We start from the raw sequence: 1,287 nt of genomic DNA, 5'->3' as shown, positions 1-1,287 counted from the left end.
TATTCGCACCTTCCCTAAATCAACCCAACCATTAGGAAAGGGTACAGAGGCACGGGGCTTAATTGGGATCGAGAAAATGCATATTCTTTTCCGGTTGCGGCTGCTGGGATTCTTTCTCACCTGTGGTTAACCGCCAGTACTCTGCGTCACAGAACGCCCGCAGGTTGTTAAAGACTTTCTCCATAAATTCGGCGTGAGCAAACGACTCCCACGGGGATTGTGTACGTTCGTTCATACGTTCTTCTTTATTCATTTCGACACCTTCGGCATGGCTTGCAGCGGATGCGTCAGCAGGTCACCGGCTAGAGCTGAATTTTCGTGATTCCGGAATAATATTCTACCCTGTTAGCCTACCACATCGGGTCGATAAGCGGGTAATTTCGCTCCTATATTGGACGTATGTAGCACCAGCAGCCACGGCAGGGAGAAGGAGCACATCCCACGCTTTCTTCCGGCGGTGGGCAGTTCACACTTGGTACTGCGTCCCAGGGCCAGATCATGCTGTGACGGCTGACGTCCATTACTGATGCAGAAGGAGACATGACCATAATGGAACGACGCGCAGGGATGCCACAGACAGCCATTAAAACCCTGTTTGAGGCTGAAGATGCCCAGCAAAACTGGCAATTGCCCATGAGCCTCATTCCGATGAAAAGGCCCGCCAACGATGGAAAGGAAAAAGGGTTTCCCCGACCGGAGAAACCCTTTTCTAAAGGTGCTATTGGCTAGCTGGATCACATTCTGAATAGAGGGGGGGTTGCCCCCCCTCTTTCAGCTACCTACCGGATTCGTAGTCCATCAGGGCCGAAACTTCCCGTGTACCGTCTTTCAGACGCAGTTCGCAAAGCGAATTGCGCGTAAGCCAGGTGAATATCAACAGCGTAAGACAAACTATCAATACGCACAAAACAACGGGTTGGTTCGGCAGTTTCATGGCCTTCTTCTCCTTGCATTTAAGCGGGTAAGAGGCTACATTGAATGTGACGAGCATACAGTGGCCTCGGGTTAATTTGAAAAAATTACTCGGGGCTTTCTGCTTTTTGCCACAGCCAAACTGTGAATCTGCTGGCTGGGGCAAAAGCCTCCAGCACCGACGCTATTATACCACCCGTCCCCCATCAAACGAACAGGTCGTGCTCCTAAATATTTAATAAGTAGGTATTTCAGGTATTGCCGCATCGCAGGCTGTAATAGCAGGCGTCTGCCGTAATGACTGAAGAAACTGACGGATTCGCATCTCTAAACTTAACGCCGCCAACCCGTCCGTTCCCCCGCCTCTTTCCGGTT

3 protein-coding genes are annotated in these 1,287 nt (G+C 50.8%); 1 reads left to right on the top strand and 2 read right to left on the bottom strand.

Annotated features, from left to right (window positions below; all coding sequences use genetic code 11):
- Window positions 1-58 precede the first annotated feature (58 nt).
- Entirely contained in the window at window positions 59-253 is a 195-nt protein-coding gene (locus A7589_RS22600; RefSeq protein ID WP_016240403.1) for a hypothetical protein, read from the bottom strand.
- Window positions 254-549: 296 nt separating this feature from the next.
- Here A7589_RS22600 and A7589_RS22595 point away from each other — a divergent pair, with 296 nt between their 5' ends.
- The gene (locus A7589_RS22595) at window positions 550-729 is read left to right on the top strand and encodes a hypothetical protein (protein WP_016240402.1); all 180 of its coding nucleotides are present in this window, start codon (window positions 550-552) and stop codon (window positions 727-729) included.
- A gap of 46 nt (window positions 730-775) precedes the next feature.
- On the opposite strand, the gene A7589_RS22590 is transcribed toward A7589_RS22595, so the two are convergent.
- Entirely contained in the window at window positions 776-934 is a 159-nt protein-coding gene (locus A7589_RS22590) for a type I toxin-antitoxin system Hok/Gef family toxin (RefSeq protein ID WP_064759348.1), read from the bottom strand.
- Window positions 935-1,287 lie beyond the last annotated feature (353 nt).

Source organism: Escherichia sp. MOD1-EC6475, assembly GCF_003046645.1.
Lineage (GTDB): Bacteria > Pseudomonadota > Gammaproteobacteria > Enterobacterales > Enterobacteriaceae > Escherichia > Escherichia ruysiae.
The sequence above is the reverse complement of the archived record's forward strand: the minus strand, read 5'-3'. Positions and strand labels throughout refer to the sequence as shown.